A 25,560-nucleotide genomic window follows, 5' to 3' on the forward strand; every position below is an offset into this window, starting at 1 on the left:
GGCCATTGCTAAGCCTATCAGGCCGTGAAGGTCGCGGTCACCGTCTGGCCGTTCCGTTCGATGGTCACCCGCCAGACGCGCGTCGGCGTCGCGATCACCGCTGTGAGGTCGCGCACCTGCCCGATCCGCTGGCCGTTGACCTCGCGGACGATGTCGCCGGGGCGCAGGCCGGCGCCGCGCGCGAGGCCGCCGCCGATGGCGGTGACCAGCACGCCGGGCCCCGCGAACGGATCGATCCCCAGCTCGCTGGCGACGGCCGGGCTCAGGTTGACCACCGTGGCGCCGTCGAAGGGGTTGCGGCCGGCCAGCGTGCGTTCGTCGCGCGCGGGCGAAGCGGGCGGCGCCTCGGCGCGCAGCGTGAGGGTCTCGTCCCGGCCGTTCGCCCGGCGCACCTGAAGCGGGATCGTATCGCCCGGCCGGCGGGTGTTGATCAGGTAGTTGAGCGCCGGAGCGTCCACGACCCGCTGGCCGCCGGCCTGCAGCACCACGTCGCCCTGGCGCAGGCCGGCCTTTGCGGCGGCGCCGCCGGGCCAGATGTCGGCCACCAGCGCGCCCTGCGGGAGCTGCAGCCCCAGGCTGCGGGCCATCTCGGACGTCACGCTCTGCGTCCGCGCGCCCAGCCAGGGCCGGACGACGCGCTGGCCGCCGCCGACCGCGGTGTCCACCACGCGCCGCACCACCGGGGCCGGAATGGCGAAGCCGACCCCCGACGACGACCCGGATCGCGAGAGGATGAAGCTGTTCACCCCGATGAGCTCGCCGTCCATGTCGACCAGCGCGCCGCCGGAATTGCCCGGATTGATCGCCGCGTCCGTCTGGATGTAGGCCGAGCCGTCGTCGTTGGTGGTGCGGTTCAGCGCCGAGACGATGCCGTTGGTCACGGTCTGCCCGACGCCGAAGGGATCGCCGATGGCCAGCACCAGGTCGCCCACCTGCGTGTCGCCGCTCTCGTCCAGCGCGAGGACCGGCAGGCGCTCAGAGCCGACGTCGATCTTCAGCACCGCCAGGTCCGTGCGCGGGTCGGCGAGCAGGATGCGCGCGGGGAACTCGCGGCGGTCGTTCAGCGCCACCGTGATCTCCTGGCCGTTCTCGACCACGTGGTTGTTGGTGACGATGACGCCGTCGGCCCGCACGATCACGCCCGACCCCAGGGACGAGGCCAGCCGGCCGGGCGGGGCGCCCAGGCCGAACAGCTGCCAGAAGGGATCGGTCTGCGCCCGCACCAGGCGCTTGGCCGATATGTTGACCACCGCCGGCGCCGTGCGCTGCACGATCGGGGCGAACGAGGACTTCATCGCCACCGCGTTCTCGGGCGGGGCGCGGAGCGCGGGCTGGGCCATGGCGGCCGGCGCCGCGAGGGCGATGGCGAGCACGGGAACGAGAAGGCGGACGGTCATCCTGGACGCGGGCAATAGACTCTCCGAAACGGAAGGCGAAACGCTAGCGAGCTTTCCGGCGCAATCATGGCGAAGACGCACGGCTGCGTCAGGCGGCTTTCGGCGCGCGGCGGATGGTGAAGGATACGGCCGTGGCGAGCGCGAGGAGGCCCGCGCCCATCAATAGCGCACCGCCCGAGCCGCCCTTTCCGTCTGCGACGATGGTCAGGGCGAAGGCCTGGGTGAAGGCGATCGGCCCTGCCAGCGCAGCCAAGGCTTGGAGCCCGCCCAGCGCGCCCTGCAGGCGGCCATGCTCCGTCGGTTCGACAAGGTTCGTGTGGAGCGCGCGCAGCGGCGGCCCGCACATGTTGCCCAGGCAGGTGGGCACGCAGGCGAGGCAGAAGAGCAGCGGCGTGTGGGCCAGCGCCAGCGCCGCGAAGCCGATCGTCGACAACGCGAGCCCTGCGACGGTGACCGGCCACTCCCCCGTCCGCCGCACCAGCATCGGCGACAGCAGGCCCATGACCGCGATGTTCCCGGCGGCGAACACCGTCAGGAGCAGGCCGGCCTCGCGCACACCCCAGTCGAACCGGTAGTCCACGTAGATGACGAAGATCGTGTTCACGGACGTGCCCGCCAGCGCAAGCAGCCCGGTGATCACCGCCAGGGGCATCTGACCGGGCCGGCGCAGAATTCCGAACGGCGCGAACGGGTTGAAGGTCCGCACCTCCCCACGCCGTTCGGGCGGCAGCGACTCGGGCAGCAAGAGCGCGCCGTAGAGCGCCATGGCCCCCGCCAGGACGGCCGCGGCCCAGAAGGGGGCGCGCGGACCGATCTCGCCCAGGAGGCCGCCCGCCGCGGGGCCGACGATCATGCCCGATCCGTACACCGCCGCGACGATCCCAAAGCGGGCGGCCCGTCGATCCGGCTCGGTGATGTCCGCGACATAGGCTGAGGCGGCCGCGAAGTTGCCCGCCGTGATGCCCGAGATCACGCGGCCGAGGATCAGCCAGCCGATCGTCGGCGCGAGCGCCATCACGATCAGATCGAGCGCGAAGCCGACACCCGAGATCACGAGGACCGGCCGGCGGCCAAAGCGATCCGACAGCGCGCCCAGCACCGGCGCGGCGAAGAAGTTGGCCAGCGCCCAGGCGCCCGAGATAACCCCGAACCACCGCGCGGCGGCGGCGCTGTTGTCGCCCGTCACCTCCAGCACCAGCCGCGGCAGGACCGGGAAGATCAGGCCGAAGGACAGCGACTCCAGGAAGACCGTCGCCAGGATGAAGCCGAAGGCTGCACGCCGGGAGACCGCCACCGCCCTACTCGGCGGGCTGGGCGGCCCTCGCGGGAGCCCTGGCGGCGGCGAAGGCGAGGCCCAGCGCGGCGATCAGCATCGCGCCCGCCAGCCAGATGGCGAGGCCCTCCGGATGTCCGCCGCGCAGCGACCAGGCGTAGACGAAGCCGAACAGCGGCGGGCCCACGATCGAGCCGATGCCCGAGAGGCTCTGGTTGGCCCCCTGCAGCTGCCCCTGCTCGTGCGGCTCGACCTTGCGGGTCATCAGCCCCTGCAGGCCCGGCATGATGAAGCCCGAGAGGGCGAAGACCGGCGCGCCCAGGAGATAGAGCCACCCCGTGTCGGCCCAGCCGTACCAGGCGAACCCGGCGGCCCCCGCGGCGAGGCCGATCAGCAGGGTGTTGCGCTCGCCGATGCGGGCGACCGTCGGACCGACCAGGAAGATCTGGGTGATCACGCCCAGCACGCCGGTGAGCAGGAACGTGAGGCCCAGGATGCCGGGCGACCAGCCATAGCGGTGCGTGGTGTAGAGGACGAAGATCGTCGGCAGCACCACGTGGGAGATCTGGAACAGGAAGCCCACGAAGGCGAGCGGCAGCAGGCCGAGGCGCGAGCGCAGGAGGCGCAGCGCCCCGACAGGGTTCGCGCGCTTCCAGTCGTAGACGCGGGCCCGGCGCTCCGCGGGCAGGGATTCCGGCAGGACGAAGAAGCCGTAGAGCCAGTTGGCGAAGGTCAGCGCGGCCGCGGCCAGGAACGGCAGCCGCAGGTCATACTCGCCGAGGAAGCCGCCGATCGACGGCCCGATGATGAAGCCGAACGAGAAGGCCGAGCCCATCCAGCCGAACACCTTCGCGCGCTGGTCCGGCGGCGTGACGTCGGCGAGGTAGGCGTTGGCGGTCGAGAAGCTGGCGGCCGTGGCGCCGTTCAGCAGGCGGCCCACCAGGAGCCACCCCAGCGTGGGCGCGAACGCCATGAAGAGGAAATCGACGCCGAGCCCGAACAGCGACAGCAGCAGCACGGGGCGGCGGCCGAACCGGTCCGAGAACATGCCGAGGATCGGGCCGCAGACGAACTGCATCAGGCCCCAGCACGCCGCGAACACGGCGTTCCAGACCGAGGCCGACGCCGTATCGCCGCCGGCGAGCTCCTTCACGACCTGGGGCAGGATCGGGATCATGATGCCGAACGAGATCGAGTTCATCAGCGCGAGCGCGAAGATGAAGCCGAAGCTGGCGCGGCGGCCCCGGTCGGCGACGTCGGTCATGGGTTGGCCCTTGCAGGCATCGTCCCGGTCGCCGTCATGTTTCTCCCCCTGCTCCGAGCATGAAACCAACCCCAGACCGGCGCAACCGCGTCATGGCAGACGCGATCCCATCGCGCGGATCTGGGCCTGCCAGTACTCGCCCAGCCGTGCGAGCAGGACCTGGTCTGGGAAGGTGTGGCGCGCCACGTGGCCGGCCGGGATCCGGTCGAAGCCGCGGTGCTCGATGCTGACCCGCGTCTCGTCGCCGACCGCCTCGAACCGCACCTCGACCTCGGTCTGCAGGTCAGGCGGGAACGAGGCCTGGCGCCACGAGAAGACCAGGCGGTGCGGCGGCTCCCAGGCGCGGATGCGGCCGATCTCGAACACCTTGCCGCCGGCCCGGGTCTCGACCAGGCGGCCCTCCGGCCCCGTCTCGAAGGACAGGCGGCCCGGCCGGGGCGTCGTCTCGAACAGAGGGCTGGCCTGCCACCAGTCGCCGATCTCCTCGGTGAAGGCCGCGAAGGCCCGGGCGGGCGTCGCCCTGACCCGGAGCGCGACATAGACGCGGGACGTCATGCATCCTTCTCGATGTGGGCCTTGAAGGCCAGGAGCTGGGCGGACCAGAGCCGCTCGCTCTCCTCCAGCCAGCGCAGCAGGTGAACCATCGGTTCCGGCCTCAGGGCGTAGATCCGGACCCGCGCGTCGAAGTCCGGATGGGATTCCTCGACGAGGCCGCTCGCGCGCAGCGTCCTCAGGTGGCGGCTCATGGCGGGCGGAGACAGGCCTGTCTCGCGGGCCAGTTCCCCCGCGGGTCGCGGCCGCTCGGCCAGCAGGTCGACGACGCGGCGCCGATGGGGATCGGCCAGCGCCGCCAGCGTCCGGTCGAGACCGGCGGTCGCGGTCACATCCAGCCCGTGATCTTGAGCCCGGTGGCGTCCTCGGCCGCTTCGCGCGTGACCGCCTTCACCGTCTGGCCCACGGTCCAGATGTGGCCTTCGGGGTCGCGGCATCGGTACGTCCGGTCGCCGTAGAACTGGGTCTCGGGCTCCATCAGGATCTCGAAGCCGGCGGCGCGGGCTTTGGCGCAGTGGGCGTCGATGTCGGTCTCCACATGGATGTGCACGGTCTGGGTGTTCTTACCCCCGATGGACGCCGGGCTCTTGTGGTCGTCGCTCCACTCGTTGCCGACCATGACGACGCCATCGCCGTAGCGCATCTCGGAGTGGACGAGGTTCCCCTCCCCGTCCTCGATCAGCATGACGAGCTCGAAGTCGAAAGCCGCCTCGAGGAACTTCAGCGCCGCCTTCGGGTCGCGGTAGCAGATGGCGGAGGCCAACGGGGCGCGGGGGGTGGACACGAGCCTTCTCCTTCGCTTCTTGGACAACAATTAACGCAGAACACAACTATCTTGGCAAGCTCCGGAATGCCCGCGCTCACCGCGCGAACGCCTTTCAGCCCAGGGCTTCGATCACCAGGTGCGGATGCGTCATGGCCAGGAAGCGCCCACCGTCCCGGACGACGGAGAACTCGGCCCCCGGGAGCAGTTCGCGCCAGTAGGCCAGAACAACCTCCGGGTCGTAAAGGACATCCGTGGCGCCCAGGAGCACCTGCCAGCCGGCGGCATTCTCGAAGGGGTCCGGCTTGCCGCCGCGTGCGATCGCGGCCTGCTCGCGCAGGAAGCCTTCGTGGCGACCCGTGGTGAACATCTGCAGCGACCGGAAGAAGTCGACCATGAACTCCGAATCCTGAGCGGCCTTCTGGTCCGGCGGGCTGCCGCGGGTCCACTGCACGGCCATCCGCGAAAGCCGCCGGTACGTGAGCTGCCCGGCCAGGAAGGGCGCCAGGACCCGCACGGTGTCGGGGTTGCGGACGAAGGCGTCCTTGATGGCCCCGAGCGGGCCGATCGCACGGCCGCTGTAGCGGTAGGGCGGGCCGGGGTTGACCAGCACGACCTGGCCCAGCGCTTCGGGCATGCGGCCCGCCAGCGCCACAAGGAACTGGGCCGCGCCCCTCGAGACGACGTCGGCGCGGCGAACCTTCAGGTGCTCGAGGACCCAGCCCACATCGGCAGTCGCGGCCTCGAACGGATGCTGGGACGCCTCGGCGTCGTCCAGCGGATCGGTGAGGCCGAACCCCGGGCGGTCAATCGCGATCGGGCGGAACCCGGCGCGGTGCAGCGCCCGCAGCAGCTTTCGCGAGACGATCCGCGTGCTCATGCTCGAATGCAGGACCAGCACCGGCCGGCCCGAGGCGGGCCCATAGTCGCTGAACGCGATACGCCCGCCATCCGGGCGGAAGGCGAACCGCAGGGGCTCGGACAGGTCCTCGACGAAGCCCACGCCGCCGGCGGTCGCGGCTGTCAGCCAGCCCAGGGCCCTGGCCTCGACAAGCTTGCGCGCGAGCCCCGCGCCCGAACTGACCTGCAGGAGGGAATAGACGGCGTCGAGTTCCTTCTTCACCAGCGCGACGCTGATCCCGAGGAGCCGCGCCGTCTGCTCGCGCGAGGCCCCCTCCCCCAGCATCCCCGCCACGGCGATCTGCCGCTCGGTCAGGCCCCAGACATCGGCCAGCACGTCCGCCGAGCTCGCGCGGCCGGGAAACACGCCGAACGCCAGCGTGGTCAGGCGCGTCACCAGGGCCGGCAACCGCTGCACGCCCACGCGCTTCATGGCGGCCGCCAGCGCCTCGCGCGCCGTCTGGTAGGACACGTCCAGGTTTGCCGCCGCCGTCCGGATGGCCCCGGTGCGGATGCACTCCAGGGCGACCCGCGTCTGCAGGCCGGTGAGGCCGAAGGCGGCGCAGGCGTCCCGCAGCGGCGGCATGGTCTCGTCCAGGGCGGTGGTCAGGACGACGACGGACCCCGGCGCCGCCTCGACGGCCTGGTGGATCTCCCTGGGCAGCCGCCAGGTTCCGGTCCGCCGGCCGGCGGCATAGACCACCACGCTGGTCGCGGACGCCCCCCCGGCGCTGCGCTCGATGGTTCGCCATTCAGGCTCCGCGCCCCGGCCGACCGCGGTCAGCAACTCGGCGTCGACCAGCGCGTCCCCGCCGCCGTCGAGGAAGGCCTGGGTCGCAGCAAGCCGGCCTCCGCGCGGCTCGTAGACGCCGGCCGCGACGCTCCTGGCGTCGACGATCGGCAGCATCGGGGTCTCGAGTTGACCGAACACGGGGGCCACGGCTTCGCGGGCCCAGGCCTGCGGCGGCCCCTCCGCGTCGAGGATCTGCTCGAGCTCCTCGAACCAGTCGCCCAGCGCGCGGCCCAGCGCATGGGCTTCCTGTGGTACGCCTTCCCCCGACACGAACGCCACGCCACTCCACGCAACCGCCTCGCCGAGCTCCCCTGGGACGACAGCGGCGCGCGAGTTTATGAACACGTTCTACGTTCTGCCAAGCCCGCGCCGGGAGACCGGACGAGGCGCACAACGCCCAGATGCGAAGAAGCCCCGGAAGTGGGCTTCCGGGGCTTCTCGAAACTTTGCGGACGTAAGCCTAGTCTTCGCCGCCGAAGCCGATCTCTGCGGTCGGCCCCGAATCCTTGCCCTTCTCGGCCGGGTCGCGGTCGACGAACTCGATCACCGCCATCGCGGCGTTGTCGCCGTGGCGGAAGCCCGCCTTGAGCACGCGGATGTACCCGCCGTTGCGGTCCTTGTAGCGGGGACCCAGCACGCTGAAGAGCTTGCCGACCTGCTCGACGTCGCGGACCTGGCTGATCGCCTGGCGGCGGGCGTGCAGGTCGCCGCGCTTGGCCAGCGTCACCAGCTTCTCGACGAAGGGCCGCAGCTCCTTCGCCTTCGGCAGCGTCGTGACGATCTGCTCGTGCTTGATCAGGCTGGCCGACATGTTCGCGAACATGGCGGTGCGGTGGGCGGCCGTACGGCCCAGTTTGCGGTGCGCGATACCGTGACGCATTTTCGTTCTCCTGGGTCACCCGGACCCCACCGGACGCCCCCGATCTGCTGGGTCGACGTCCTGCCTGACCTATCCCAGCCTGCTTCCGCCTGGGTCACTGCGAAGCGCCGGGGCCCTCCACCGCTGTTGCGGCTTCGTCGGGCCCTGACCGCCGGAGCGGTCCGAAGCCGGCGCGCGATGGCTACATCTGGTCTTCGAACTTCTTGGCGAGCTCTTCGATGTTCTCCGGCGGCCAGTTCGGCACGTCCATGCCGAGGTGGAGGCCCATGCCGGCGAGCACTTCCTTGATCTCGTTCAGCGACTTGCGGCCGAAGTTCGGGGTGCGGAGCATCTCCGCCTCGGTCTTCTGGATCAGGTCGCCGATGTAGACGATGTTGTCGTTCTTCAGGCAGTTGGCCGAGCGGACCGACAGCTCCAGCTCGTCGACCTTCTTCAGCAGCGCCGGGTTGAACGGCAGCTCCGGCTTGGCCTCGCCCTCGACCTTCTTCTTCGGCTCTTCGAAGGTGATGAAGATCTGCAGCTGGTCCTGGAGGATGCGGGCGGCGTAGGCCACGGCGTCCACCGGGCTGACCGCGCCGTTGGTCTCAACTTCCATGACCAGCTTGTCGTAGTCGAGCGACTGGCCCTGGCGGGTCGGCTCGACGCGGTAGGCGACGCGCTTCACCGGCGAGTAGAGGGCGTCGACGGCGATCAGGCCGATCGGCGCGTCCTCGGGACGGTTCATCTCGGCCGGCACATAGCCCTTGCCGGTGTTGACCGTGAACTCCATGCGCACGCTCGCGCCGTCGTCCAGCGTGCAGAGCACGTGGTCGGGGTTCAGGATCTCGATGTCGGACGGGGCGTCGATCTGGCCGGCGGTCACCGCGCCGGGGCCGGTGGCGCGGAGCGTCATCCGCTTCGGCCCTTCGGCGTGCATCCGCAGCGCCAGCTGCTTGATGTTGAGCACGATGTCGACGACGTCCTCGCGCACGCCCTCCAGCGAGGAGAACTCGTGGACCACGCCGTCGATCTGCACCGCGGTCACCGCCGCGCCCTGCAGGGAGGAGAGAAGTACGCGGCGGAGGCTGTTGCCCAGCGTCACGCCGAACCCGCGCTCGAGCGGCTCGGCCACCAGACGCGCCTTGCGGGCGGCGTCCGCGCCGGTCTCGATTTGCGGCTTCTCGGGACGGATAAGCTCGTTCCAGTTTCTTTCGATCACGGGTGTCCCTCGAAAACGCAGGATCGCCGGCCGTATAGCCACGGCCGGCGTCGGAGGAATTCAGTTCGGTCGGCTAGACGCGCCGGCGCTTGGGCGGGCGGCAGCCGTTATGCGGAATAGGGGTCACGTCCCGAATGGTGGTGATCGTCATACCCACCGCCTGCAGAGCGCGCAGCGCCGACTCGCGGCCCGAACCGGGACCCGAGACGTTGACTTCGAGCGTGCGCACGCCGTGTTCGGCGGCCTTACGGCCGGCGTCTTCCGCCGCCATCTGCGCGGCGTAGGGCGTCGACTTACGCGAACCCTTGAAGCCCATCAGGCCGGCGCTCGACCAGGAGATCGTGTTCCCCTGCGCGTCGGTGATGGTCACCATGGTGTTGTTGAACGAGGCGTTCACGTGCGCCACGCCCGAGGTGATGTTCTTGCGCTCGCGACGTTTAACGCGCGCCGGTTCCTTGGCCATCGACTAGCTCTCTTACTTCTTCTTGCCGGCGATCGGCTTGGCCGGGCCCTTGCGGGTGCGGGCGTTGGTGTGCGTGCGCTGGCCGCGGACCGGCAGGCCCTTGCGGTGACGCAGGCCGCGGTAGCAGGCCAGGTCCATGAGGCGCTTGATGTTGACCGCGGTCTCGCGGCGCAGGTCGCCTTCGACCATGTAGTCGCGGTCGATGGTCTCGCGGATCTGCAGGACTTCCTGGTCGGTCAGCTGATTGACGCGGCGGGCGTCCTCGATGCCGACCTTGCTGACGATCTCCCGCGCCTTCGCCGGGCCGATGCCATGGATGTACTGCAGCGCGATCACGACGCGCTTGTTGGTGGGGATGTTGACGCCAGCGATACGGGCCACGTGAGGTAATCTCCTGATCACGCGAGAGAAGCGCAAACGGCGCCCCGGCCCATCTCTGCCATAGGCATAGGCCGGCGCGTCCTTCGCGCTCTTTCGCGGAAGCGCTTCGTTATATGGATCGCCGCGCCTCCGTCAATGGCGGAAACGCGGATTTGTGAACGAATTCCTTCGCGCGCGAGGCCCGGCCTCACCCGTGCGATCCGTCCGGCGCGCCGCCGACGCAGCGGGGCGACGCGGGAAGGAAAGCACGACGCGGGGAGAGGCGCAACGTGGCCAAGGTGCGACCCGCCCTCCCCGCGCCGCTCCGGCCGACCGCTGGCGTCACGGCCTGTGCGGCAGGCAATGGAAGCCCAGCACCGCGGCGTCGCTACGCAACGCGAACGCCAGCGCCTCGGCCCGCGCTTCGCGAAAGCCGCCCACGGTGGCGCTGTATTCCAGGATGTCGCCGTCCAGGCTGCGGGTCAGCGACAGCGGCCGCAGCCCCTGTTCCTCGAGCATCCGGCGATAGTCCTGCCCGGACACGGGCGCGTCGCGATGGAATCGGACCTTGATGTCGCCGTACTGATTCTGCGGCAGCAGGGTTTCCTTGATCGTCACCGCGGCCAGGACCAGCAGCGTGAACGCCGCCCCCATGATCGCCAGGGCGTAGAAGCCGACGCCGAACAGGGTGCCGAGGGCCGAGGCGGTCCAGAGCGAGGCCGCCGTGGTCAGGCCACGGACGTTGAAGCCTTCCCGGAAGATCACGCCGCCGCAAAGGAAGCCGATCCCGGTGAGCACCCCGTGCGCCATCCGGACCGGATCGATGCGGATGATCTCCTGCGGCGTCTCGCCGAGCCAGCGGATCTGGTGCACGGCCGCCAGCATCAGGAGGGTGGAGCTCAGGCAGACCAGGATGTGGGTGCGCAGTCCCGCCGGGCTGGCGCGGTACTCGCGTTCCAGCCCGATGATGCCGCCGGCCAGCACCGAGCCGACGATCGGCCAGAGGATATCGCCGTCGAGAAGGTCCATCGCAGCCTCCGCAATGGACGGCAAATGTCACAGAAGGCCGGGCGTTCCACGCCCCGCCTGCACCGGCGCCTCAGCGGCGGTCCAGCGCCGCGTCGATGGCGGCCGCGACCGTGTCGATGGCGCCCATGCCGTCGACTTCCACCAGCTTGCCCTGGCCCTGGTAGTACGGCAGCAGCGGCGCCGTCTGGGCGTTGTAGGCGTTCAGGCGAACGACGAAGCTCTCGGGATTGTCATCCGGACGGCCCGATTCCGCGAAGCGGCCGGCGATGCGCTGCTTCAGCGCCTCGTCGTCGACCTTCAGGCGCAGGACCAGGTCGATCTGGCTGCCCCGGCCCTTCAGCATCTTGTCGAGGGCCTCCGCCTGCGGGAGCGTACGGGGGAAGCCGTCGAAGATCGCGCCGCCCGCGGCTTCGGCCTCGGGGAGGCGGCTCTCGATGAGCTCGATCACGATCTCGTCCGAGACCAGATCGCCCCGCTGCATGATCCCCTCGACCCGCTTGCCGAGTTCGGAGCCGGACGCGATCGCCGCGCGCAGCATGTCGCCCGTGGAGAGCTGGACCATGTTGCGGCCGTCCACCAGCCGCTTGGCCTGCGTCCCCTTCCCCGCCGCCGGCGGACCGAACAGGATAAGGTTCATCTCGAGCTTTCCCCCACGACTCAACGGGCGCAGCGCTCTTGGTGGCGGCGTGCCCTTGCGGAAGCCAACCGGTCGCGCCTAGCCGCGGCCGCGGCCCCGCAGCTTCGACTTCTTGATGAGGCCTTCGTACTGGTGGGCCAGAAGGTGCGACTGGATCTGCGCCACGGTGTCCATGGTGACGCTGACGACGATCAGCAGCGACGTGCCGCCCAGGTAGAACTGCTGGGTGCCCAGGACGCCGATCAGCGCCTCCGGCAGGATGCAGACCAGGGTGATGTAGGCGGCGCCGATGACGGTCAGGCGGGTCAGGACATAGTCGAGGTACTCGGCCGTCCGCTTGCCGGGCCGGATGCCGGGCAGGAAGCCGCCATACTTGCGCAGGTTCTCCGCCGTGTCCTCAGGGTTGAACACGACCGAGGTGTAGAAGAAGCAGAAGAAGATGATCAGCAGGCCGTAGAGCAGGATGAAGAGCGGCTGGCCGTGCTGGAGCTGGCCCACGGCGAACGGCAGCCATTGCAGCCATTCGGGCAGGTCCGCGGAGACCGCGAAGCCCATCGCCGTGGCCGGCAGCAGCAGGAGCGACGAAGCGAAGATCGGCGGGATCACGCCCGAGGTGTTGATCTTCAGCGGCAGGAAGCTGGTGTCGCCGCCGAACATACGGTTGCCGACCTGGCGCTTCGGGTACTGCACGAGCAGGCGGCGCTGCGAGCGCTCCATGAACACGATCGCCATCGTGACGGTCACGGCCAGGATCGCGATCAGGATGAGCACGCCCACGGTCATGGCGCCCGTCCGCGTCAGCTCCAGGGCCTGGACGATCGAGCCCGGAAGCACGGCCACGATGCCGGCGAAGATGATCAGCGAAATGCCGTTGCCGACGCCGCGGCTGGTGATCTGCTCGCCCAGCCACATCAGGAACATGGTGCCGCCGGTCAGCGTCACGACCGTCGAGACGAGGAAGAACACGCCGGGGTTCTCGACCATCCCGGGGCTCTGCTGCAGGCCGACGGCGATGGAGAGGCTCTGGAACACCGCCAGCACGACGGTGAGGTAGCGGGTGTACTGGTTGAGGGTCTTGCGGCCCGCCTCCCCGCCTTCCTTCCGCAGCTTCTCCCACGGCGGATAGACGGTGCCGAGCAGCTGCACGATGATCGACGCCGAGATGTACGGCATCACGTTCAGGGCGAAGATGGCCATCCGCTCGACGGCGCCGCCCGAGAACATGTTGAACATGCCCAGGATGCCCTGGGCCTGGCCCTGGAACGCCTGCTGGAACGCGGCGGGGTCGATGCCGGGGATCGGGATGTAGGTTCCCAGGCGATAGATGACCATCGCCCAGAGCGTGAACCAGATCCGCTTGTGCAGCTCCGTGGCCTTGGAGAAGGCCTCGAAGTTCAGATTGGCGGCGAGCTGTTCAGCAGCCGAAGCCATACGGCAAATCCCCTGACTCGGTCGTCGTGCTCACATAGGACGCGCCGCCCCCATAAGCGAGGGCGGCTTTGTCACAGTGCGGCTCAGGCCTCGGCCGCGGCGGCTTCCGGCTTGGTGGTGGTCAGGGTCCCGCCGGCCTTCTCGACCGCGGCGCGGGCCGAGGCGGTGGCCGCGTAGACCGTCAGGGTGAGCTTGGACTTCAGCTCGCCCTCGCCCAGCAGCTTCACGCCGTCCTTGGCGCGGCGGATCACGCCCGCGGCCAGAAGGGCGTCGGCGTCGATGGCCTTGCCGGCGTCGAGCTTGCCGGCGGCGACCGCCTGCTCGATGCGCCACAGGTTCACCTCGGCGAACTCCTTGCGGTTGCGCGAGTTGAAGCCGCGCTTGGGCATGCGCATGTGCAGCGGCATCTGGCCGCCTTCGAACCCGGCGATCGAGACGCCCGTGCGCGCCTTCTGACCCTTGACGCCGCGGCCGGCGGTCTTGCCCTTGCCCGAGCCCGGGCCGCGGCCGACGCGCATGCGGCCCTTGGTGGAGCCCTCACGCGGGGCGAGTTCGTTGAGTTTGGTCATGCGCCTCTCCTTGGAGATCATTCGCCCGGCGAGCGCCGGACTCGGCTGATGTGCAATGCGGCGACGCCGCCGAAGGCGTTAGCCTTCGACGACCTCGACCAGATGGTGAACCTTGGCGATCATGCCGCGCACCGAGGGGGTGTCCTCGAGCGTGGCGACCCGGCCGACGCGGTTCAGGCCCAGGCCCACGAGCGTGGCGCGCTGGTCCTTGGTCCGGCGGATCGGGCTGCCGGTCTGGCGAACGGTGATCTTGGCCATCGGATTAAGCCTCCGCGTCCGCGGTGGCCGCCTCTTGCGAGGCCGGAGCCGCCGAGGCGCCGTCCGAGCGGCGGCCGATCACGTCCGAGACCTTCTTGCCGCGCTTCGCCGCCACCTGGCGGGGCGAGGACTGGGCCTTCAGCGCTTCGAACGTCGCGCGCACCATGTTGTAGGGGTTGGACGAGCCGACCGACTTGCCGACGACGTCCTGGACGCCCAGGGTCTCGAGCACCGCGCGCATCGGACCGCCGGCGATGACGCCGGTGCCGGGAGGCGCCGCACGGACCATCACCTTGCCAGCGCCCCAACGGCCCGCGCCGTCGTGGTGCAGGGTGCGGCTCTCGCGCAGCGGAACGCGGATCATCGACTTCTTGGCTTCCTCGGTCGCCTTGCGGATGGCTTCCGGCACTTCGCGCGCCTTGCCGTGACCGAAGCCCACGCGGCCCTTCTGGTCGCCCACCACCATCAGGGCGGCGAACGAGAACCGGCGGCCGCCCTTCACGGTGGCCGCGACGCGGTTGATGTGGACCAGCTTCTCGACGATCTCGCTGTCGCGTTCCTCTTCGGGATTGCGATTGCGACGATCGCCGCGCTGTTCGTCTCTGCGAGCCATGATCGTTCCTTAGAAATTCAGGCCGGCTTCACGAGCCGCGTCGGCCAGGGCCTTGACCCGGCCGTGGTACAGGTAGCCGCCACGGTCGAAGATGACGTCCTTGACGCCCTTCTCGATCGCACGCTGGGCCACGAGGGCGCCGACCTTGGCGGCGGCGTCCTTGTCCGAGCCCTTGCTCTTGCCCTTTTCGCCTTCCAGCGAGGACGCGGCGGCCAGGGTCACGCCGTTCTCATCGTCGATGACCTGGGCGTAGATGTTCTTGGACGAGCGGAAGACAGACAGGCGCGGGCGGCCATTCGCCACCGACCGAAGCCGGGTGCGGACGCGCTGGGCGCGGCGCTGCGTCGATTCACGGGGAGAAAGGGCCATGGCTTACTTCTTCTTGCCTTCCTTGCGCCGGACCGTCTCGCCCGCATAGCGCACGCCCTTGCCCTTGTAGGGTTCCGGCGGACGGATGCGGCGGATCCGGGCGGCGATTTCGCCGACCAGCTGCTTGTCGATGCCCGAGATCTTGATCTCGGTCTGCTTCGGCGTGGCGAACGCGATGCCCGCCGGCGGCGGGATGTCGACGTCGTGGCTGAACCCGAGCTGCATGGAGAGCGCCTGGCCCTTCATCGCGGCGCGGTAGCCGACGCCCACGAGCTCGAGCGTCTGCTCGTAGCCCTGGGTGACGCCCACGACCATGTTGTTCACCAGCGTGCGGGACAGGCCCCACATCGCCTGGGCGCGGGTGGTGTCCTGGCGCTTCGACAGGACGAGCTCGGAGCCCTCCTGCTTCACCTCGATCTCTTCGGCGACCGTCCAGGCGAGCTGGCCCTTGGGGCCCTTCACCGTGACCGTCTGGCCGTCGAGCGTCACCGTGACCCCTTGCGGGATGGCGACCGCCTTCTTTCCGATGCGCGACATCTTAGTAGACCCGGCAGAGCACTTCGCCGCCCACGTTGGCCTCGCGGGCCGCGGTGTCCGACATGACGCCCTTGGGCGTCGACAGGATCGAGATCCCGAGGCCGTTCTTCACGGGCTTCAGGTCCTTGATCGACGAATAGACACGACGGCCCGGCTTCGAAACGCGGGCGATCTCCACGATCACCGGAGCGCCGTCGAAGTACTTGAGCTCGATCTCGAACTCGGGGAACGCGCCGGGCTTCTCCACCAGGTGGTAGCCGCGGATGTAGCCCTCGTCGAGGAGCACGTCGAGGACGCGCGCGCGCATCTTCGACGCGGGCGTCGAGAGCTTCGTGCGGCCGCGCGAGGCGGCGTTCTTGATGCGGGCGATCAGATCGCCGATGGGGTCGTTGACCATCTTCAGACCCTCCTTACCAGCTCGACTTGACGAGGCCGGGGATCAACCCGTGCGAACCGAGGTCGCGCAGGGAGATCCGGCTCATCTTCAGCTTGCGGTAGTAGCCGCGCGGACGGCCCGTGACCTCGCACCGGTTGCGGATGCGGGTGGGCGACGAGTTCCGCGGCAGCTCGGCGAGCTTCAGCCGGGCTTCGAAACGTTCTTCGAGCGGCAGGGACTCGTCGTTCGCGACAGCCTTCAGCGCATCGCGCTTTGCGGCGTGTTGCTTGACGAGCTTCTTGACCCGTTCGTTGCGATTGACAGCGCTTTTCTTGGCCATGTGCCTGTTCCTTCCCGCCGCCTATTGCTGCACGAACGGGAACTGGAATTCCCGAAGAAGCTCACGGGCTTCCTCGTCGGTCTTCGCAGTCGTGGTGACGATGATGTCCATGCCCCAGATCTGGTCGATCTGGTCGTAGTTGATCTCCGGGAACACGATGTGCTCCTTGAGGCCCATGGCGTAGTTGCCGCGGCCGTCGAAGGACGTGGGCTTCAGGCCCCGGAAGTCCTTCACGCGCGGCAGCGCGATGGTGATCAGACGGTCGAGGAACTCGTACATCTGATCCTTGCGCAGCGTGACCTTGCAGCCGACCGTCATGCCCTCGCGCAGCTTGAAGCTGGCGATCGACAGACGCGCCTTGGTGGCCACCGGCTTCTGGCCGGCGATCTTCGCCAGGTCCGCCATCGCCGACTGGATCTTCTTGGAGTCCGCGACGGCCTCGCCGACCCCCATGTTGATCACGATCTTCTCGATCTTGGGGATCTGCATCTCGTTGGTGTAGCCGAACTTTTCCTTCAGCTTGCCACGGATGCGCTGGCGGTACTCGGTCTTGAGCCGCGGTTCGTAAGCCTGATCAGCCATTGATCACCTCGCCGGTCGTCTTGGCGATACGGACCTTCTTGTCGCCTTCGACCTTGAAGCCGACGCGGGTCGGCTTGCCGTTCGAATCGACGATGGCCACGTTCGACAGGTGGATCGACGCTTCCTTGTTCTTGATGCCGCCCTGCGGATCGAACTGCGTCGGGCGCGTATGGCGCTGAACCATGTTCAGGCCTTCCACGACGACGCGGTTGTCCTTGGGCAGGACCTTCAGGACGGCGCCCTGACGGCCCTTGTCCTTGCCGGTGAGGACCACGACGCGGTCCCCCTTCTTGATCTTCGCGGCCATCACAGCACCTCGGGCGCGAGCGAAATGATCTTCATGTGGTTCTTCGCGCGCAGTTCGCGGGGAACCGGGCCGAAGATCCGCGTGCCGATCGGCTCGGATTGCTTGTTCACGATCACCGCGGCGTTCTTGTCGAAGCGGATGACCGAACCGTCCTTGCGCTTGATGGCCTGGCTGGTGCGCACGACGATGGCCTGCAGCACATCGCCCTTCTTCACGCGGCCGCGCGGGATCGCCTCCTTCACGGAGACGACGATCTTGTCGCCGACGCTGGCGTAACGGCGCTTCGCGCCGCCCAGCACCTTGATGCACATGACCCGGCGGGCGCCGGAATTGTCGGCGACGTCCAGGTTAGTTTGCATCTGGATCATGACTGCAGATCCTTACGCTTGGGCCGCGCCGCCGGCAGGCAGCACTTCCCAGGTTTTCGTCTTGGAGCGAGGGGCGCATTCGATGATGCGCACCGTCTCACCGGCCTTGCAGGCGTTGGCTTCGTCATGGGCGTGGTACTTCTTCGACCGGCGGACGGTCTTCTTCAGCACCGGGTGCAGGAAGGTCCGCTCGACCTTCACCACCACCGTCTTGTCGCCCTTGTCGGAGACGACAACGCCTTCGAGAATTCGCTTCGGCATCTGTCTGTTCTCCTCAGGCCTGAGCCTGCTTCGTCCGCAGAACGGTCTTGATGCGCGCGATATCCTTGCGCACCTCGTTCACGCGGTGGGTCTTCTCGATCTGGCCCGTCGCCTTCTGGAAGCGCAGGTTGAACTGCTCCTTCTTGAGGGAGACGAGCTGCTCGTTCAGCTGATCGGGCGTCATGCCCCGGACTTCGTCGATCTTCATCACGCGTGCTCCACGGCGGCGTCGATGCGGGTCACGATCCGGGTCCGCACGGGAAGCTTGGCCGCGCCGAGGCGCAGGGCTTCGCGGGCCACGTCGTCCGGCACGCCGTCGATTTCGAACATGATCCGGCCGGGATGCACCCGGGCCGCCCAGTACTCGACCGAACCCTTGCCCGAGCCCATGCGGACTTCGGCGGGCTTGCCGGTCACCGGAACGTCCGGATAGACGCGGATCCACACCCGGCCCTGACGCTTCATCTGGCGGGTGATCGCGCGGCGGGCCGCCTCGATCTGCCGCGCCGTGATGCGCTCGGGCTCCATGGACTTCAGGCCGTACGAGCCGAAGTTCAGCGTGAAGCCGCCCTTGGCCGTCCCGTGGATGCGGCCCTTGAACTGCTTGCGGTACTTGGTGCGCTTAGGGGAAAGCATCTGTCAGTCCTCAGGCGTTCTGCGGCTCGCCGCGGCGCTCGCGGCGCGGGCCGCGGTCCGGACGGTCCCGATCGCGGCCGCCGCCTTCACCGGCGGGCCCGCTCTCGCCGGCCAGGCGCTTGTCGAGGGCCATCGGGTCGTGGTCGAGGACCTCGCCCTTGAAGACCCACACCTTCACGCCGATGATGCCGTAGGTGGTCCGGGCTTCGGTGAAGCCATAGTCCACGTCGGCCCGCAGGGTGTGCAGCGGCACGCGGCCTTCGCGGTACCACTCCATCCGCGCGATTTCGGCGCCGCCGAGGCGGCCCGACACGTTGATGCGGACGCCCTTGGCGCCGAGGCGCATGGCGGACTGCATCGAACGCTTCATGGCGCGGCGGAACGCGACCCGGCGCTCGAGCTGCTGGGCGATGTTCTCGGCGATCAGCTGCGCGTCGGTCTCCGGCTTGCGGATCTCGACGATGTTCAGGTGCACCTCGCCGTCCGTCATGGCGGCGATGTCCTTGCGCAGCTTCTCGATGTCCGCGCCCTTCTTGCCGATGATCACGCCGGGGCGCGCGGCATAGATGGTGATGCGGCACTTCTTGTGCGGACGCTCGATGATGATGCGCGACACGCCGGCCTGGTTCAGGCGCTTCTTCAGCGCGCGGCGGACCTTGATGTCCTCGTGCAGCAGCCGGCCGTACTCGGGGCCGTCGGCGAACCAGCGGCTGTCCCAGGTGCGGTTGATGCCGAGGCGAAGCCCGACCGGATTGATCTTCTGACCCATTAGGCGGCCTCACCCACTTCGCGGACCACGATCGTGATCTCGCTGAACGGCTTTTCGACGCGGCTCGCACGGCCGCGGGCGCGGGCGTGGAAGCGCTTCATGACCAGGTTCTTGCCCACGTAGGCCTCGGCGACGACCAGCGAGTCGATGTCGAGGTTGTGGTTGTTCTCGGCGTTCGAGATCGCCGAGTAGAGCGCCTTGCGGACGTCCTTGGCGATGCGCTTGGCACTGAACTCGAGCTCGTTGAGAGCGCGCTGAACCTTCAGGCCGCGGATCGACTGGGCCACGAGGTTGAGCTTGCGGGGGCTGATGCGGATGGTCCGCACCTTCGCCACCGCTTCGGCGTCCGAATAACGGCGAGCCTTGGCTTGCTTGCTCATTTACTTCCTCTTGGCCTTCTTGTCGGCCGCGTGACCGGGGAAGAAGCGGGTGGGCGCGAACTCGCCCAGCTTCATGCCGACCATGTCTTCCGAGATGAGCACGGGGACGTGCTTCTGGCCGTTGTGCACGCCGAAGGTCAGGCCCACGAACTGGGGCATGATCGTCGAGCGGCGCGACCAGGTCTTGATCACATCCTTGCGGCCCGAGCTCTGCAGAGCCTCGGCCTTCTTGAGCAGGTACCCGTCGACGAACGGGCCTTTCCAGACGGAACGGGTCATGGCTTAGCGAGCCTTCCGAGCGTGGCGCGAGCGGATGATGAACTTGTCCGTCGCCTTGTTCTTGCGGGTCTTGCGGCCCTTCGTGGGCTGGCCCCACGGCGTGACCGGGTGACGGCCGCCCGAGGTGCGGCCTTCGCCGCCGCCGTGCGGGTGGTCGATCGGGTTCATGGCGACGCCGCGGACGTGCGGACGGCGGCCCTTGTGGCGCGACCGGCCGGCCTTGCCCAGGCTCTCGTTCATGTGGTCCGGGTTCGACACCGCACCGACGGTGGCCATGCAGGTGTCCATCACCATGCGCAGCTCGCCCGAGTTCAGGCGGATCTGGGCGTAGCCGGCGTCGCGGCCGACCAGCTGGGCGTAGGAGCCAGCCGAGCGGGCGATCTGGCCGCCCTTCATCGGCTTCATCTCCACGTTGTGGATGATGGTGCCGATGGGCATGCCGCGCAGCGGCATCGCGTTGCCCGGCTTCACGTCGGCCTTCTCGGCCGCGAGGACCGTGTCGCCGGCCTTGAGGCGCTGCGGGGCCAGGATGTAGGCGAGCTCGCCGTCCGCGTATTTCACCAGGGCGATGAAGGCCGAGCGGTTCGGGTCGTACTCGAGACGCTCGACCGTCGCCGGAACGTCGAACTTGCGGCGCTTGAAGTCGATGATCCGGTAGAGGCGCTTGGCGCCGCCGCCGCGGAAGCGGACCGCGACGCGGCCGTTGCCGCCCCGGCCGCCCGACTTGGTCAGGCCTTCGACGAGCGACTTCTCGGGCCGGCCCTTGTGGAGCTCGGACTTGTCGACCAGGACCAGCTGACGGCGGCCCGGCGACGTGGGGTTGAACTGCTTCAGAGCCATCGGATCAGAGCCCCGTGGTGATGTCGATCGACTGGCCTTCGGCCAGCGTCACGATCGCTTTCTTGATGTCGGAGCGACGACCCTTGATGCCGCGGAAGCGCTTGGTCTTGCCCTTCACGTTGATCGTGTTGACCTTCGTGACGTTGACCTTGAACAGCGCCTCGACCGCAGCGGCGATCTCGTCCTTCGAGGCGTCGCCGGCCACGCGGAAGACCACCTTGTTCTGCTCGGAGAGCAGCGTGGCCTTCTCGGTGATCACCGGCGACAGGATGGTGTCGTAGTGACGGACGGTGGGCTCGACGGCCATTACGCAGCCTCCTCAGGCTGGAAGCGCGCCCGGATGCCGTCCACCGCGTCCTTGGTCAGGACCAGGGTCCGGCGACGGAGCACGTCATAGACGTTCAGGCCGGCGTTCGGCAGCACGTCCACGTTCGGGATGTTGCGGGCGGCCAGGCCGAAGTTCTTGTCGACCTCGGCGCCGGCGATGACCAGCGCGTTGGTGACGCCCAGCTTGCCCAGCTGCTCGCGCAGCGCGGCCGTCTTGGCTTCCTTCACCGCGACCGTGTCGACCACGATCAGCGAGCCGTCCTTGGCCTTCGAGGACAGCGCGTGCCGCAGGGCGAGCGCGCGGACCTTCTTGGGCAGGTCGAAGGCGTGGCTGCGGACGACGGGCCCGTGGGCCTTGGCGCCGCCGACGAACTGGGCCGCCCGGCGCGAGCCGTGACGGGCGCCGCCGGTGCCCTTCTGCTTGTACATCTTCTTGCCCGTACGAGAGACCTCGTTGCGGACCTGGATCTTGTGGGTGCCGGCGCGGCGCTTGGCGAGCTGCCAGGTCACCACACGCTGCAGGATGTCGGCGCGGATCTCTTCGATGCCGAAGATGTCGTCGGGGAGCTCGATCGAGCCGCCCTTCCCGCCGTCCAGCTTGATGACGTCGAGTTTCATTAGGCTTCGTCCCCTTCAGACTTCGGGGCCTCTTGTTCGGCCGCCGCGGTCACCGCGGGCTCTTCGGAGACCGGGGCCTCCTCGGCGGCGGGGGCCGCCGCAGCGCCGGCGCCGCGGAAGGCGCCCGGCTTCGGGGCTTCGGCCGGCAGGGCCGACTTCACCGCGTCGCGGACGCGCACGAACGTGCCTTCCGTGCCGGGCACGGCGCCCTTCACGAGGATCAGGCCGCGCTCGACGTCGACGCGCCAGACGGTGAGGTTGAGGGTGGTGACGGTTTCCTGGCCGAGGTGGCCGGCCATCTTCTTGCCCGGGAAGGTGCGGCCCGGATCCTGGCGGTTGCCGGTCGAACCGTGCGAGCGGTGCGAGACCGAGACGCCGTGGGTGGCCCGGAGGCCCCCGAAGTTCCAGCGCTTCATGGCGCCAGCGAAGCCCTTGCCGACGGTGACGCCGGTGATGTCGATCTTCTGGCCGGGGACGAAGTGGTCGGCGGTGATCTCCGCGCCCACGTCGATCAGGTTGTCCTCGGACACCCGGAACTCGGCCACCTTGGCCTTGGGCTCCACCTGCGACTTCGCGAAATGGCCGCGGAGCGCCTTGGTGGTGTTCTTGGGCTTCTTCCTGCCCGCGCCGAGCTGGAGGGCCACGTAGCCGTCCTTCTCCGCGGTGCGCTGGCCCACGACCTGACAGCCCTCGAGGCTGAGCACGGTGACGGGCACATGGGCGCCGGCTTCATCGAAGAAGCGGGCCATCCCGAGCTTTTTGGCGATCACGCCGGTTCGCATCGGACCGATCCCCTTAGAGCTTGATCTCGACGTCCACGCCGGCGGACAGGTCGAGCTTCATGAGCGCGTCCACGGTCTGCGGGGTGGGGTCGACGATGTCGAGCACGCGCTTGTGCGTGCGGATTTCGAACTGCTCGCGCGACTTCTTGTCGATGTGCGGCGAGCGGTTGACGGTGAATTTCTCGATGCGCGTCGGCAGCGGGATAGGCCCGCGCACGGTCGCGCCAGTCCGCTTGGCGGTGTTCACGATCTCGCGGGTGGAATGGTCCAGCACGCGGTGATCGAAGGCTTTGAGCCGAATGCGGATGTTCTGACGATCCATATCGCTCTTACGTTTCCCTACAGACGGCGGCCCGCCCGCGTGATCTCGACCATTTCAAAGACCAGCCCGAACGCCTTTCGACGTCCGTACGCGATAGTCCGCTCAAAACGACTTAGGGCCGCCGCGAAACCCGCGAGGGCCCTCCTACGAAACGCTAGCAAAAGCACTTCAACAGGTCGTTCCGCGGTCCGCGTCTGCGCCACGAATTGCTTCGCTGCGCACAGCCGGTCCAACAGGAGGCGCGTAGATACCTAGGCGACTCGCCCCCGTCAAGGGCCCCGACGCTGCGGCTGTCCGTCCCCGGCCGCTACATATAGGTCCGCTGCAGGGGTGCGGGCAGGCGCTCGCGCTCGACCTGCGTGAGCATCCAGGTCAGCACCCGATAGGCGGTGAGCTCGCCGGGCTTCCAGCTCGGGATGATGAGCAGGTCGCCGACGCGGATGAAGTCGTTGATGTAGGCGCCCCGCGCGCGGCCGTCGATCAGCACCTGCGAGCGGCCGTCGGGGGTGACGCGGAACAGGCGCCCGGGCCATTCCGACACGAAGTAGGCGTCGCCGTCGCCCTGGGTGACGCCGTCGGCCTCGCCCAGCCCCGTCGCCAGCACCGTCACGGCCTTCGTGGCGTAGTCCACGGCGAGGAGCTTGCCCTCCATCGTGGTGACGACGAGGCGCTGCGGCTCGGCGAGCAGCCCGTTGACGGACCGGAGCTCGGCGTGGTCGGCCCACACGAAGACCCGCCCGCCGCGCAGCGCGAAGATCCGCCCGGTCCTGGAGTCCGACACCAGGATCGTCCCGTCGGGCGCCGCAGCCACGTCGTTCAGGAACGTGGCGCCGGCTACCGCATAGCGCGCCACGATACGTCCCGCGGCAATGTCGATTTCCACCAGGCGGTCGATATCGGACACGTAGAGCCGACCGCCGACGACCAGGGCGCCCTTCGGCGCATCGAGGCCCGTGACCCACTGACGCTGCAGCATCCGTCCGCCGGTGGAGATGCGGCTGATGAAGCCGTTGCCGTCCTTCGCCTCGCCCTCCCCGCCGACGTTGGCGACGTAGAGGGTGCGGCCGTCGGGGCCCAGCGCCACGCTCTCGGGCTCGGCGAGACCCTGGACGCGCCAGACCGGCGACCGGTTGCCCTGCCCCGCATCCTTCGACGGCGCCCCGCAGCCGCAGGCCAGCAGCAGGAGCGCGAGGATCCCCGCGCGCGCCGCCATCAATCGCCGACGCGGACCGAGCCCGAGCCCATGATCATGCGCGAGACCTCGCCCTTGACCTCGCGGGCCCGCACGTCGCCGGACCCGGCGATCCGGACCCGAAGGCTGTCGGCGACGCCGCGGAAGTCCACGTCGCCCGAACCGGCCACCGACACCTTCATGGCCGCGGCCTGGCCGCCGGCGACCATCACGTCGCCCGAACCCGCGATCGACACCTCGAGCGGACCGGCCACCGAGCGGACCGCTGCCGAGCCGGAGCCGGCGATGTTGACGTCGAGGCCGCCCCTCACGTCGCCGGCGGCGACGTCGCCGGAGCCCGCGACGCTCACCCGCAGCGAGCCGCTCGAGCCCATGCGGGTGTCGCCCGAGCCCGCCTGGCTCACCTTGGCGTCGCCCTGGACGTTGGCGATGGTCCAGTCGCCGCAGCCCGCGTTGCCGAGCTTGAGGCTGGCCGAGCGGCCGATCGAGCCGAAGACCGCGCCGCCGGCGTCCAGGTCCACGTTCCGGGGCGTGTAGATGACCACCTGCGGCATGTCGGCCCAGGCGATGTCGCCGATGTCGCGGACAGTGACCACCGAGGTCTCGCCCGTCGAGCGGCAGTTGCGGATGCGGTTGCGGCCGTCGAGGTCGCCGTCGACGATGGTGCGGCCGGCGGCGGTGCGGACGGTGAGCGGCAGGCGGCTGTTCGGGCGGATCACCTCCACCTTGATGTCGCTGCGATCCTCCGGAACCACGGTGACGCGCGCCACCGCATCCTTGATCTCGACCGAGGCGGCCTGCGCGGCGCCGCCGGCGAGAGCCGCAGCAGCGGCCATGAGCGTGATCTGAAGACGCATCGTCCTCTCCCAAGTCGAAAGCGTTGACCGGAAGCTAGACGCGGCAGGGGGCGCCTACGACTTAAATCGAGGTCATGAAGCCGATGTCATCTCCGGCCGCCTCTTGGACCTCATGACGTCGCCCAGATGAACGGGCGGCACGAAAAAGGCCGCCGGGGGATGCCCGGCGGCCCTGGTGTTCGCTCAAGCGGCCTTGCGGCTTACTTGATGATCTTGCTGACGACGCCCGAACCCACCGTGCGGCCGCCCTCGCGGATGGCGAAGCGCAGGCCCTGGTCCATGGCGATCGGCGTGATCAGCTCGACGTTCAGCTCGGCGTTGTCGCCGGGCATGATCATCTCCACGCCTTCCTTCAGCTTGATGATCCCCGTCACGTCCGTCGTGCGGAAGTAGAACTGCGGGCGGTAGTTCGTGAAGAACGGCGTGTGCCGCCCGCCCTCTTCCTTCGTCAGGATGTAGGCCTCGGCCGTGAACTCCGTGTGCGGCGTGATCGAACCCGGCTTGCACAGCACTTGGCCACGCTCCACGTCCTCGCGCTTCGTGCCGCGCAGCAGCACGCCCACGTTGTCGCCCGCCTCGCCCTGGTCCAGCAGCTTGCGGAACATCTCCACGCCCGTGCAGGTCGTCTTCTGCACGTCGCGGATGCCCACGATCTCCACTTCCTCGCCGACCTTGATGATCCCCTTCTCGATCCGGCCCGTCACCACGGTGCCACGGCCCGAGATCGAGAACACGTCTTCCACCGGCATCAGGAACGGAAGGTCCTTCGGACGGTCCGGCTGCGGAATGTACTCGTCCACCGCCTTCATCAGCTCCAGGATCGCGTTCTCGCCGATCTCCGGATCACGGCCTTCCACCGCCGCCAGCGCCGACCCCTTGATGATCGGGATGTCGTCGCCCGGGAACTCGTAGCCCGACAGAAGCTCGCGCACTTCCATCTCCACCAGGTCCAGCAGCTCGGCGTCGTCGACCATGTCGACCTTGTTCATGAACACCACCAGCGCCGGCACGCCCACCTGACGCGCCAGAAGGATGTGC

General features: G+C 68.8%; 38 protein-coding genes. All 38 read right to left on the reverse strand.

The window, feature by feature from the left end; genetic code table 11:
* Window positions 1-17: 17 nt before the first annotated feature.
* The gene (locus AC2D8W_RS14220; RefSeq protein WP_484672068.1) at window positions 18-1,397 is read right to left on the reverse strand and encodes a Do family serine endopeptidase; all 1,380 of its coding nucleotides are present in this window, start codon (window positions 1,395-1,397) and stop codon (window positions 18-20) included.
* Between the two features lie 88 nt (window positions 1,398-1,485).
* Window positions 1,486-2,691, reverse strand: coding sequence for an MFS transporter (locus tag AC2D8W_RS14225; protein ID WP_484672069.1), 1,206 nt, complete (start codon window positions 2,689-2,691; stop codon window positions 1,486-1,488).
* A 4-nt stretch (window positions 2,692-2,695) separates the two neighbouring features.
* The gene (locus AC2D8W_RS14230; RefSeq protein WP_484672070.1) at window positions 2,696-3,934 is read right to left on the reverse strand and encodes a TCR/Tet family MFS transporter; all 1,239 of its coding nucleotides are present in this window, start codon (window positions 3,932-3,934) and stop codon (window positions 2,696-2,698) included.
* 90 nt (window positions 3,935-4,024) lie between these two features.
* Entirely contained in the window at window positions 4,025-4,489 is a 465-nt protein-coding gene (locus AC2D8W_RS14235) for an SRPBCC domain-containing protein (protein ID WP_484672071.1), read from the reverse strand.
* Window positions 4,486-4,818 (reverse strand): ArsR/SmtB family transcription factor, encoded by a 333-nt coding sequence (locus AC2D8W_RS14240; RefSeq protein WP_484672072.1) that lies wholly within the window; start codon window positions 4,816-4,818, stop codon window positions 4,486-4,488. Before AC2D8W_RS14240 ends, AC2D8W_RS14235 begins: the two co-directional genes overlap by 4 nt.
* Complete coding sequence (locus tag AC2D8W_RS14245) at window positions 4,815-5,270, reverse strand: VOC family protein (protein ID WP_484672073.1); 456 nt, start codon at window positions 5,268-5,270, stop codon at window positions 4,815-4,817. The genes AC2D8W_RS14240 and AC2D8W_RS14245 overlap by 4 nt, the downstream gene beginning before the upstream one ends.
* 94 nt (window positions 5,271-5,364) lie before the next feature.
* Window positions 5,365-7,221, reverse strand: a complete 1,857-nt coding sequence (locus AC2D8W_RS14250; protein ID WP_484672074.1) for an alpha/beta fold hydrolase — start codon at window positions 7,219-7,221, stop codon at window positions 5,365-5,367.
* Window positions 7,222-7,402: 181 nt separating this feature from the next.
* Window positions 7,403-7,822 carry a 50S ribosomal protein L17 gene (gene rplQ / locus AC2D8W_RS14255; RefSeq protein ID WP_293483168.1) on the reverse strand — a complete coding sequence of 140 codons (420 nt, stop codon included), beginning with the start codon at window positions 7,820-7,822 and terminating at the stop codon, window positions 7,403-7,405.
* Between the two features lie 181 nt (window positions 7,823-8,003).
* The gene (locus AC2D8W_RS14260) at window positions 8,004-9,020 is read right to left on the reverse strand and encodes a DNA-directed RNA polymerase subunit alpha (protein WP_484672075.1); all 1,017 of its coding nucleotides are present in this window, start codon (window positions 9,018-9,020) and stop codon (window positions 8,004-8,006) included.
* Between the two features lie 73 nt (window positions 9,021-9,093).
* Window positions 9,094-9,483 carry a 30S ribosomal protein S11 gene (rpsK, locus tag AC2D8W_RS14265; RefSeq protein WP_012521811.1) on the reverse strand — a complete coding sequence of 130 codons (390 nt, stop codon included), beginning with the start codon at window positions 9,481-9,483 and terminating at the stop codon, window positions 9,094-9,096.
* Between the two features lie 12 nt (window positions 9,484-9,495).
* The gene (gene rpsM, locus AC2D8W_RS14270; RefSeq protein WP_293483171.1) at window positions 9,496-9,864 is read right to left on the reverse strand and encodes a 30S ribosomal protein S13; all 369 of its coding nucleotides are present in this window, start codon (window positions 9,862-9,864) and stop codon (window positions 9,496-9,498) included.
* Window positions 9,865-10,185: 321 nt separating this feature from the next.
* Window positions 10,186-10,872, reverse strand: a complete 687-nt coding sequence (locus AC2D8W_RS14275) for an MgtC/SapB family protein (protein WP_484672076.1) — start codon at window positions 10,870-10,872, stop codon at window positions 10,186-10,188.
* A gap of 70 nt (window positions 10,873-10,942) precedes the next feature.
* Window positions 10,943-11,509, reverse strand: a complete 567-nt coding sequence (locus tag AC2D8W_RS14280) for an adenylate kinase (RefSeq protein WP_484672077.1) — start codon at window positions 11,507-11,509, stop codon at window positions 10,943-10,945.
* 78 nt (window positions 11,510-11,587) lie between these two features.
* Window positions 11,588-12,940 carry a preprotein translocase subunit SecY gene (gene secY, locus AC2D8W_RS14285; protein WP_293483174.1) on the reverse strand — a complete coding sequence of 451 codons (1,353 nt, stop codon included), beginning with the start codon at window positions 12,938-12,940 and terminating at the stop codon, window positions 11,588-11,590.
* A gap of 83 nt (window positions 12,941-13,023) precedes the next feature.
* Window positions 13,024-13,509: a 50S ribosomal protein L15 gene (gene rplO / locus AC2D8W_RS14290; protein WP_293483175.1), complete on the reverse strand. Its 486-nt coding sequence runs from the start codon at window positions 13,507-13,509 to the stop codon at window positions 13,024-13,026.
* Between the two features lie 78 nt (window positions 13,510-13,587).
* The gene (gene rpmD / locus AC2D8W_RS14295; RefSeq protein WP_293483176.1) at window positions 13,588-13,767 is read right to left on the reverse strand and encodes a 50S ribosomal protein L30; all 180 of its coding nucleotides are present in this window, start codon (window positions 13,765-13,767) and stop codon (window positions 13,588-13,590) included.
* 4 nt (window positions 13,768-13,771) lie between these two features.
* On the reverse strand, window positions 13,772-14,380 hold the full coding sequence (gene rpsE, locus AC2D8W_RS14300) for a 30S ribosomal protein S5 (protein WP_293483177.1): 609 nt from the start codon (window positions 14,378-14,380) through the stop codon (window positions 13,772-13,774).
* Between the two features lie 9 nt (window positions 14,381-14,389).
* Window positions 14,390-14,749 (reverse strand): 50S ribosomal protein L18, encoded by a 360-nt coding sequence (rplR, locus tag AC2D8W_RS14305; protein ID WP_293483179.1) that lies wholly within the window; start codon window positions 14,747-14,749, stop codon window positions 14,390-14,392.
* 3 nt (window positions 14,750-14,752) lie between these two features.
* On the reverse strand, window positions 14,753-15,286 hold the full coding sequence (gene rplF, locus AC2D8W_RS14310) for a 50S ribosomal protein L6 (RefSeq protein WP_293483181.1): 534 nt from the start codon (window positions 15,284-15,286) through the stop codon (window positions 14,753-14,755).
* A gap of 1 nt (window position 15,287) precedes the next feature.
* Complete coding sequence (gene rpsH, locus AC2D8W_RS14315; RefSeq protein WP_293483183.1) at window positions 15,288-15,683, reverse strand: 30S ribosomal protein S8; 396 nt, start codon at window positions 15,681-15,683, stop codon at window positions 15,288-15,290.
* A gap of 13 nt (window positions 15,684-15,696) precedes the next feature.
* A complete protein-coding gene (gene rpsN / locus AC2D8W_RS14320; RefSeq protein ID WP_293483185.1) occupies window positions 15,697-16,002 on the reverse strand; it encodes a 30S ribosomal protein S14 in 306 nt (101 codons plus the stop codon).
* 21 nt (window positions 16,003-16,023) lie between these two features.
* A complete protein-coding gene (gene rplE, locus AC2D8W_RS14325; RefSeq protein WP_293483187.1) occupies window positions 16,024-16,584 on the reverse strand; it encodes a 50S ribosomal protein L5 in 561 nt (186 codons plus the stop codon).
* Window positions 16,577-16,891 carry a 50S ribosomal protein L24 gene (gene rplX / locus AC2D8W_RS14330; RefSeq protein WP_293483189.1) on the reverse strand — a complete coding sequence of 105 codons (315 nt, stop codon included), beginning with the start codon at window positions 16,889-16,891 and terminating at the stop codon, window positions 16,577-16,579. The genes rplE and rplX overlap by 8 nt, the downstream gene beginning before the upstream one ends.
* A complete protein-coding gene (gene rplN / locus AC2D8W_RS14335) occupies window positions 16,891-17,259 on the reverse strand; it encodes a 50S ribosomal protein L14 (protein WP_111516382.1) in 369 nt (122 codons plus the stop codon). Before rplN ends, rplX begins: the two co-directional genes overlap by 1 nt.
* 12 nt (window positions 17,260-17,271) lie before the next feature.
* Window positions 17,272-17,520, reverse strand: coding sequence for a 30S ribosomal protein S17 (rpsQ, locus tag AC2D8W_RS14340; protein ID WP_293480158.1), 249 nt, complete (start codon window positions 17,518-17,520; stop codon window positions 17,272-17,274).
* A gap of 13 nt (window positions 17,521-17,533) precedes the next feature.
* Complete coding sequence (gene rpmC / locus AC2D8W_RS14345; protein ID WP_293480160.1) at window positions 17,534-17,728, reverse strand: 50S ribosomal protein L29; 195 nt, start codon at window positions 17,726-17,728, stop codon at window positions 17,534-17,536.
* Window positions 17,728-18,156 (reverse strand): 50S ribosomal protein L16, encoded by a 429-nt coding sequence (gene rplP / locus AC2D8W_RS14350; RefSeq protein ID WP_293480162.1) that lies wholly within the window; start codon window positions 18,154-18,156, stop codon window positions 17,728-17,730. The genes rpmC and rplP overlap by 1 nt, the downstream gene beginning before the upstream one ends.
* Before the next feature lie 10 nt (window positions 18,157-18,166).
* Complete coding sequence (gene rpsC / locus AC2D8W_RS14355) at window positions 18,167-18,925, reverse strand: 30S ribosomal protein S3 (protein ID WP_293480164.1); 759 nt, start codon at window positions 18,923-18,925, stop codon at window positions 18,167-18,169.
* Window positions 18,925-19,305, reverse strand: coding sequence for a 50S ribosomal protein L22 (gene rplV / locus AC2D8W_RS14360; protein WP_293480165.1), 381 nt, complete (start codon window positions 19,303-19,305; stop codon window positions 18,925-18,927). Before rplV ends, rpsC begins: the two co-directional genes overlap by 1 nt.
* Window positions 19,306-19,584: a 30S ribosomal protein S19 gene (gene rpsS, locus AC2D8W_RS14365; RefSeq protein WP_293480167.1), complete on the reverse strand. Its 279-nt coding sequence runs from the start codon at window positions 19,582-19,584 to the stop codon at window positions 19,306-19,308. It lies immediately after the preceding gene.
* A 3-nt stretch (window positions 19,585-19,587) separates the two neighbouring features.
* Entirely contained in the window at window positions 19,588-20,424 is an 837-nt protein-coding gene (gene rplB, locus AC2D8W_RS14370) for a 50S ribosomal protein L2 (RefSeq protein ID WP_484672078.1), read from the reverse strand.
* Window positions 20,425-20,428: 4 nt separating this feature from the next.
* Window positions 20,429-20,731, reverse strand: coding sequence for a 50S ribosomal protein L23 (locus AC2D8W_RS14375; protein ID WP_293484616.1), 303 nt, complete (start codon window positions 20,729-20,731; stop codon window positions 20,429-20,431).
* On the reverse strand, window positions 20,731-21,369 hold the full coding sequence (gene rplD / locus AC2D8W_RS14380; protein WP_293484615.1) for a 50S ribosomal protein L4: 639 nt from the start codon (window positions 21,367-21,369) through the stop codon (window positions 20,731-20,733). The genes AC2D8W_RS14375 and rplD overlap by 1 nt, the downstream gene beginning before the upstream one ends.
* On the reverse strand, window positions 21,369-22,151 hold the full coding sequence (rplC, locus tag AC2D8W_RS14385; RefSeq protein ID WP_484672079.1) for a 50S ribosomal protein L3: 783 nt from the start codon (window positions 22,149-22,151) through the stop codon (window positions 21,369-21,371). Before rplC ends, rplD begins: the two co-directional genes overlap by 1 nt.
* A gap of 13 nt (window positions 22,152-22,164) precedes the next feature.
* Window positions 22,165-22,473: a 30S ribosomal protein S10 gene (gene rpsJ / locus AC2D8W_RS14390; protein WP_012521787.1), complete on the reverse strand. Its 309-nt coding sequence runs from the start codon at window positions 22,471-22,473 to the stop codon at window positions 22,165-22,167.
* A 307-nt stretch (window positions 22,474-22,780) separates the two neighbouring features.
* Window positions 22,781-23,686 (reverse strand): hypothetical protein, encoded by a 906-nt coding sequence (locus AC2D8W_RS14395; RefSeq protein WP_484672080.1) that lies wholly within the window; start codon window positions 23,684-23,686, stop codon window positions 22,781-22,783.
* Window positions 23,686-24,522, reverse strand: a complete 837-nt coding sequence (locus AC2D8W_RS14400) for a GIN domain-containing protein (protein ID WP_484672081.1) — start codon at window positions 24,520-24,522, stop codon at window positions 23,686-23,688. The genes AC2D8W_RS14395 and AC2D8W_RS14400 overlap by 1 nt, the downstream gene beginning before the upstream one ends.
* Before the next feature lie 200 nt (window positions 24,523-24,722).
* A partial coding sequence (locus AC2D8W_RS14405; RefSeq protein WP_484672082.1) for an elongation factor Tu occupies window positions 24,723-25,560 on the reverse strand: 838 nt, incomplete at its 5' end.

The organism is Phenylobacterium sp. T106 (assembly GCF_057219735.1).